The sequence below is a fragment of the Promineifilum sp. (SeqCode) genome (assembly GCF_041918635.1).
Taxonomy (GTDB): Bacteria; Chloroflexota; Anaerolineae; order Promineifilales; family Promineifilaceae; genus Promineifilum.
The window spans coordinates 1-7,284 of record NZ_JAYRVJ010000462.1 but is presented as its reverse complement, the minus strand read 5'-3'; the positions used below and the strand labels follow the sequence as shown (position 1 = coordinate 7,284).

Below are 7,284 nucleotides of genomic sequence, written 5' to 3'. Positions count from 1 at the left end.
TCGGCGAAGTGAAGGATACGAACGGACATGGCGGTTAACGGATAGCGGAGACGGTCAGTGTGTATTGAACCCGGCGGTCGGGTATATCCTTGGGAAAGATGCGCTCCACGACCACGTAGTAGCGGCCGGGGGTCAGCGTCAACGAAACGGCTTTAGGGCCGGTCAGGGCCGGGTCGCCCTGGGCGCGGAACTCCTTGAACGTGTCGTACACGGCGATGTTGTAATTGACGTGATCGGGGATGTTGTCGAGCCGAATAAAGGCGCGACCGGAGATGGGCCAGTCAAAGTAGTAAGGGTTGTAGAACTGGTTCGGCTCAGTAAAGTTGCCCGTGGCCGGCACCTCGATGAGCAGGGGCGTGGCCCGCGCAAGCAGGTTGTCGCTGCCCACTTGCAGGGTGAGCGGGATGAGGGCATTGTAGGCCCCACGGGTGCTGATGTTCAGCCGCTCGACGGCCGAGATGACGCGGCGCTCGATGGGCGTGTTACCGCCGAAGATGTAGAGCGATTCGCCCACAAAGTCGCCGCGCGGCCAGTCGCGCGCCGGGCTTTCGGGCCGGCCGCCCAGACTAAACTCCCCGCCCAGCACGTTCCAGACGTTGAAGACCGGGTCATAGACTTCGATCTCTGGCACGGCGTTATTGTTGGCGTCCAGCCCGCCGAAGATGTACCAGCTGCCGTCGGGCGCGATGGCGCTGCCGGCGTTGTAGCGCGGGAAGTTGAGCGCGCCGGTTGCCACCCATCCCCCACCGGAGGCCGGGTTGTAGCATTCGCCGGTCGTCAGCAAGACGACGACGGGGTTGTTGCTGGAATCGACGCCGCTCGACAGACCGCCGGCCACGCACAGGCCGCGGTTGGCGACGGCGACCCAGGCGGCGGTATGGGCGTAGCGCGGTGTGGTCAGGGGCACGGACGCCTCCCACAGGTTGGTAGCCGGGATGAAGCGATAGGTGTTGGCGATGGGCGTGGCGTTGACCTCGAAGGCGGGGTAACTGGTCAGGCCGCCGGTCAGGTAGTAGGAGGTCTCGTTGGGCACGGCCGCCGCCGCTGCCCACGCGAATGCCTTACCCTCGGGCAGCAGGTTGGTGGGGATGGAGGGCAGCTTGCCCCAGAAGTCGAACACGATGTCGTAGAGGTAGTGGGTGTTGTCGTAGCCGCTGGTATTGCCGTTGAAACCGCCGGGGATATAGATGCGCCGCCCCAGGCGCACCGCGGTGGTGTTAGACAGACCCACGCCAAGGATGGGGCTTAACTCTGTCCACCGTTGCCGCTGGACGTTGTAGCGCAGCAGGCGTTTACTAAGGGTAGGGATGCCGGTCACGTTCGTCTGGCCGCCTATGATGTACATGTCGAGGCCCTCGCGGGCGAAGGCGTGCCGGCTGACGCCGCCAAAGGGTAGCGTGCTGATTGAAGACCAGCGCTCGCCGCCCGGCTGCATGACGGCCGAGAGTTGGGCGAGGGTGGTCGTGGCTGTGCCGAACTGGTAGTCGGCGACCTCGATGTAGTATGTCCGGCCGCGCACCACTGGGAAGCTGACGCGCGATTGGAAGCCGGCGGCGTCGTCGCTGCACGCCAGAGTGACCGGCGCGGCGCACGTGCCGGAGTGGACGGCCAGGACGGTGTCGTAGTCGGTGCCCTCGGTGGTGATGGTGACGACGCCCGTGTCACCGGCGACCAGCGTGTGCCAGGCGGTGCGATAGCCGCGAGGGTTGGTCGGCGCGCCGAACATGCACGACAGCACCGGGTCGGTGGGGGCCTGGCTGAAGCCGTTGGTGACCGTGCCGCTGCCATCGGCGGTGAAGGCGAATGACAGTTGGAGTGGCGAGGCCGTGTCGCAACTGTCGGAGGCGGGGGCGGCCTTGGGAGCCTGCGGCGCCAGCGGCAGATCGGTGACGACGATCTCCTCGCCGATCCATTCGGACGGCGGCTCGACGACGATGAGCGGATCGCTCGGCTGGGCCGGCGGCGTGTCGGCTGGCGGCGCGGCGGCCCCGGCTGCCCAGACGCCGGCCGCCAGCGCCGGCAAGGTCAGGAGAACGAGGATGGAAACAAGCAAACGACGCATATAGCGGCCAATCATAGCAACGGTTGGCCGAAAAGGCACGCCGTCGGTGTAGGGGCGGGTTTCAAACCCACCCCTACAATAGCCAACTCCCTTCCAGCCGCAACAACCACGCCTTCGTCTCCAGCCCGCCGCGCGCGCCATAGCCGTGGAGCTTGCCGTCCGCGCCCAGCACGCGGTGGCAGGGAATGATGATCGGCAAGGGGTTGGTGGCGTTGGCCTGGCCCACGGCCCGCATCGCGCCGGGCCGGCCTAGTTCTTGGGCGATGGCCCCGTAGGTGGTCGTGCGGCCGTAGGGCACGGCGCAGACCAGTTCCAGCGCCGTCCGTTGGAACGGCTTCATGGTCGACCAGTCAATAGGCAGGTCGAAGTCGCGCCGCTCGCCGCGCAGGTATTCGGCCAGTTGGGCCAGCGCCAGCATAACGATCGGCCCAGGCGGGGCCGCTGCATCGACTGCACCCCCCGCCAATCGGCCCGCGTCGGCGGCAAAGCGCGCGGCATCGTCCCAGAGGCTCACGGCCACCAGCCCCGACTCGCCGGCGGCGACGCGGATAGCCCCCACCGGACTTTCTTCCAGCACTCCGATCGTGATCATGGCGTGCTCCCGACGGGCGGGGCGGCGATGCCCTGCCCAAAGCGCAGATGGTAGACCGCGATCCCGAAGGCCACGGCGGCGTTCAACGACGACTTACCGCCGCGCATGGGCAGGCTGAAAACGGCGTCGCAGCGGGCCAGCAGGGCCGGGTCGATACCAGCTCGCTCGTTGCCGATGACCAGCGCCAGCGGCCCGGCCGGGGGCGCGGCCTCGTAGAGTGACGGCGGGCGGCCATCGGGCGGCGGCTCCAACGCCCAGAGCGCGTAGCCGGCGCCCCGCAGCGCCGCCGCCGCGTCCAGGCTGTTCGCATAATAACGCCAGCCCACCGTGCTCTGCGCGCCCAGCGCCGCTTTCGTTAGTCGCGGGTGTTCGGGCGTGGCGGTAATACCGGCCAGATAGAGCGGGCCGATGCCTGCGCCATCGGCGGTGCGGAACATAGACCCGACATTGTGGACACTGCGGATATTGTCCAGCAGCGCGACGAGTGGCGGCGCGCTATCGCTCCAATTGACCGGCTCGTCACTGGCGGGCGGTAGAGCGGGCCAGGCGTCGCCACCGCGGCCGACCGCGCCGCGGCAGCGCGGGCAGCGCAGCCCTTCGGCCTCGGCTGCCGGGGTGGGGAAGCGGAAGCGGCAGGTAGCGTCGGCGCATTGCAGGAAGAGGTAGGCGTCCATCTTAGCTCGCTTGTCGTTCACACCGTGAGTATAGCGAGCGTCGCGTGGTAGCGGTAATTGCCGGCGTACCGACCTGTGTCATGCACTGCCCAGGACTTGCTACATCTCCTTGGTATGATGCAGTGCTATTGTTGTGGGAAGCGCTATGGCGTAGCCTGTCAGGCCACCGCAGAAGCGTTAGCCTGACAGGCTATGCCACAAGGGCAGAAGAATTATTTCACACTCCGAGCGATGCGCTTCAACTCCCAAACGCTCTTCTCCACGGCCCAGTGTTCCTGGTTCTCGTAGTCGGGGTGCAACGAGTCGGTCTCTACCGCCAGGAAGCCCTGGTAGCCCGCGTCGTGGAGGATTTGGGCCAGCTTCTGGTTGTCCACCAGCCCATCGCCCACCGGCGTGCTGCTGAAGAAGTACCACTCGCCAGCGTTCACGCCCCGCGCCGGCTTCAGGTCCTTGATGTGCGTGGCGTAGACGCGGTCGGCCAGCTTGCGCGCGCCTTCCACCGGATCGTCGAGCATGCGCAGGAAGTTGCCCGTGTCCAGATTCAGGCCCAAATAGGGCGAATCCACCCGGTTGAGCAGTTCCAGCCACTCGCTGCTGGTGTAGTCGATATGGTTCTCGGCCGCCAGCTTCACGCCGTAGGATTCGGCGACCTTGGCCGCCTCCTTGAGCCACGGAACGAGTTTCTCCATCTGCGGCGCGTGCGGCTCCAACCGGAACGAAAAGCTGCTGGCGCAGATGCGCATGACCGGCGCGCCGATCTGCACAGCGTACTCGATGCTCTTCAGCATGTCTTGGAAAGCGGCCTCGTTGCGCCCCGCCTCCAGCCCATCGGGGTGACCCCAGGCATAGACGCGGTCCAAGCCGCCTTCGTCCAGCCGGGCCTTCAGGTCGCCGAAGAAGGCGTTGTCATAGGCCGGGAAGAAGCACGACTCCAGTGACACGCCATCCACGTTCAATCCCTGAGCGAAATCAATGAAGTCGAAGACGGTCATCTGATAGGGCGGCGGGGTCTGGTGGCCGTACACCTCGCCGAAGTAACGATGGAAGCAATAGCTGTCAATACCGACTTTCATGGTCACATCTCCTTATTCGATCTGAAACTAACAATCAGTCCCCTCGTCCTTTGGGAGAGGGCGCGTCCGTTCCCTCGCCCTTTGGGAGAGGGTTAGGGAGAGGGCGCATTACAACTCCTCCACACCAATCCCGAACACGCCCATCGCCATCCGCATGTCGTTCAGGTTGTGGCCGGTCGTGATCAGATAGTGGTGGGACGTGGCCCGGCGCACGAGACGATGGCCGTCGGGCACGTGAATGACGCCGCCGTTCAGGCAGTCGGAGCCGGGAAATTGGGCATAGCCGGCCAACGTCCCCTCTACGGCCGTTAGCTTGCCCAGCGAAGGGTACAGCTTGGCCAGAGTCACCGGGCCGACGGGCAGACGGCCGTCCACCGCGTGGGCGTTCTCATCCACAATCGCCAGCACCTTGGGCCGCGCCGTCCACTCCGTGGCGAAGCTGGGCGGCAGCAGCCCGAAGTAGCCGCAATGGGCCACCAGCACGTAGTTCTCCGGGTTCGTATCGGCGTAGAGGCTGACGTCGGGGAAGTGGGGGATGCGCTCGTGTTTCAGCGCCGGCCCAGCCATCAGGAACGGGTACAGATTGGTCATCAGGATCGGCGCGTCCAGCGCCCGATGGAGGACGTACTTGCTCGCCATCGAGAGCGTGTCCGCCTCGCAGCCCCAGATAAGCCGCCTCTCCTCATAGAGCATCATCCAGGCCAGGCAAGGCGTCGTGTCGCTGAAGTGGGACTCGTTCAGGCAGTTGATGCCGGCGCTGACGATGTCCGGGTCGGCATCCAGTTCTTCACGCAGCGCCAGGTAGACCTTCACCGCGCTCAACAGCGCCCGCTCCGGCAAATCCACCGGCCAGCGCCACCGCTGCCACTCGGCCGCCGCCGCCGCGTCGGGGATGGCCCGCGCTCGCGCGCCGAACTCGCGGAAGCTCTTTTTCACGATAGAGATCCCGAAACGCTCGGACAGCCGCGCCGCCGCCTCGTCCTCCCACCAGTAAAAACGTTTGAAGATAGGCGCCTGGAAACCCTCGCCGGGGTTATCCTGGAAGACCAGAAACTTTCGGCCGCGCAGGTGTGTGCGCGCCGCCGCCGCCCGGCAGAGCATCCGCGTTTGGGCCAGGGAGTAGGGCGCGAAGGTCGTCACTCCTTCTCCTTCCAGGTAGGCTACGATCTCCCAGTCCCACATATTCAGCGTGCCGAACTCCGACGTGACGACGAAGATGGGCGCAGCGAGCCGGCGAAAGTCATCCACGCGGCGATACGCCTCGCCTAGCATCTGTGGGAAGATGGCCGCATCGGCCTCCTTCGGCAGCCGGCGGCCCAGCGCCAGCGGTTCCAGGAACTCTGCGTCGTCGGCTAATAGCTCTCGCAACCGCGCTAACTGCACATCGAACCCCTCATCTTTACCCGGATCGAAGTAGATAGGGGCTAACTTTGCTTTCATAGTTACTCCTTTTTGTGCCGGGGAGCGGGGGTGCAGGGGGGCGGGGGGGTAAGCAACGGTGCTTTAGGGCCCGTTTTCCCCTGCTCCCCCGCTCCCCTGCTCTCCTGCGTATTAACGCACCGTGGCTGCCGCCCGCTCCAACTTACCGAATAACTCCGGCGTCAGATCAACGTGCAGCACCTGCGCTACGACCTGCGACCAGCCGTGGACGAAGTAGATCCAGCCGTCTTCTACGCGCAGTTCGCGGCTTTCGACCTGCCGCAGCGCCTGGTGCATGAAGTCCAGTTCGCCGCGGTAGTTGAACTCCCAGGCAATACCACACCGTGGAAACACCCCGGCATCGGTGATGGGCGAGCCGGGCGAATCCTTGCCCATACCCGTGGCGTTGATGACGATGCTATGGTCGGGTAGCGCGGCCATCAGTTGATCGTTCACGGCCGGGTCGGCATTGTGGACGTACTCCACGGCGATGTCGCTGTCGAGCTTCTCGACCATCTCGCGCATGTGGGCCAGCCGGCCGGCCGAGCGGTTGACGACGACGAAGCGCGCCGGCCGGCCGGCCGCGTCGGGCTTGTTGATCAAGTGCAGCAGCGTAGCGACGGCTGAGCCGCCCGCTCCCAGGCACAGGACGTGCCCCCCGGTGCGGCCGAAGTAGCCGTCGTCGATGATCGCCTCCAAGCTCAGCCCGGCGGTGATGGGGTCTTTGGCGTGCCCTTCCAACCGGCCGTCCCGCTTGGAGATGGACGATAGTTCGCCGGTGATGGTCGCGTAGGGGTCGAAGTAGTCGAACAGGTCGTGTGCGGCGTTGTACAGGTCGATCTTGTGCGTCGTCACCAGCGCGCCCAGGTTGTTGGGGTTGTCCTTGATGAGCCGGACGCTGTCCCGGTAGCGCTCTGGCTCGTCGTGCATCGGGTGATCAATGCCGCGCAGCACGACCTCCGGACGGCCGAGCACGTCCATCCACAGTGGAAAGACCTTGTTGATTGACGACTTGCCCGTCGTCACGCCGATGAAGAACATGGTTGGTTGAGAGGTAGCGTTGTGATGAGTCATGCTTGGTTTCAAGTTAAGGACTAAGAATGAGGAATGCAAAGAGCATCGCTCTCAGCTTCCAGTTCATAATTCCTAATTCCTAATTTCTCTCAAGGCCGCGGCGAAGCGCGCCGCCGTGGCCGTGATCTCGTCGAACCGCCCCGCTTTCGCCAGGCCGGACGGCGATAGCTGGCTGCCCGCGCCCACGGCCCATACGCCGGCCTTGAACCACGCCGCCAGGTTGTGCTCGTCCACGCCGCCGGTCGGCATGATCCGGATGTAGGGGAAGGGGCCGTGCAGCGCCTTCACGTAATCGGGGCCGACGGCCGAACCGGGGAACAGCTTGACCACGTCGGAGCCCAGGCAGTGGGCCTGGTAAACCTCCGTTGGCGTCAGCGCGCCCATCATCAC

The 7,284-nt window shown here is 65.2% G+C and carries 7 protein-coding genes; all 7 read right to left on the bottom strand.

The window, feature by feature from the left end; translation table 11 throughout:
* Positions 1-34 precede the first annotated feature (34 nt).
* Entirely contained in the window at positions 35-2,062 is a 2,028-nt protein-coding gene (locus ACE3UY_RS14115; RefSeq protein ID WP_374688151.1) for a Kelch repeat-containing protein, read from the bottom strand.
* Positions 2,063-2,135: 73 nt separating this feature from the next.
* The gene (locus ACE3UY_RS14110; protein ID WP_374688150.1) at positions 2,136-2,654 is read right to left on the bottom strand and encodes a methylated-DNA--[protein]-cysteine S-methyltransferase; all 519 of its coding nucleotides are present in this window, start codon (positions 2,652-2,654) and stop codon (positions 2,136-2,138) included.
* Entirely contained in the window at positions 2,651-3,349 is a 699-nt protein-coding gene (locus ACE3UY_RS14105) for an RNA methyltransferase (RefSeq protein WP_374688149.1), read from the bottom strand. The genes ACE3UY_RS14110 and ACE3UY_RS14105 overlap by 4 nt, the downstream gene beginning before the upstream one ends.
* Before the next feature lie 191 nt (positions 3,350-3,540).
* Positions 3,541-4,401, bottom strand: coding sequence for a sugar phosphate isomerase/epimerase family protein (locus tag ACE3UY_RS14100; RefSeq protein WP_374688148.1), 861 nt, complete (start codon positions 4,399-4,401; stop codon positions 3,541-3,543).
* A gap of 108 nt (positions 4,402-4,509) precedes the next feature.
* Positions 4,510-5,841, bottom strand: a complete 1,332-nt coding sequence (locus tag ACE3UY_RS14095) for a hypothetical protein (protein WP_374688147.1) — start codon at positions 5,839-5,841, stop codon at positions 4,510-4,512.
* Positions 5,842-5,952: 111 nt separating this feature from the next.
* The gene (locus ACE3UY_RS14090; protein ID WP_374688146.1) at positions 5,953-6,894 is read right to left on the bottom strand and encodes a shikimate dehydrogenase; all 942 of its coding nucleotides are present in this window, start codon (positions 6,892-6,894) and stop codon (positions 5,953-5,955) included.
* A 72-nt stretch (positions 6,895-6,966) separates the two neighbouring features.
* On the bottom strand, positions 6,967-7,284 hold a 318-nt coding region (locus ACE3UY_RS14085), incomplete at its 5' end, for a bifunctional 4-hydroxy-2-oxoglutarate aldolase/2-dehydro-3-deoxy-phosphogluconate aldolase (RefSeq protein ID WP_374688145.1).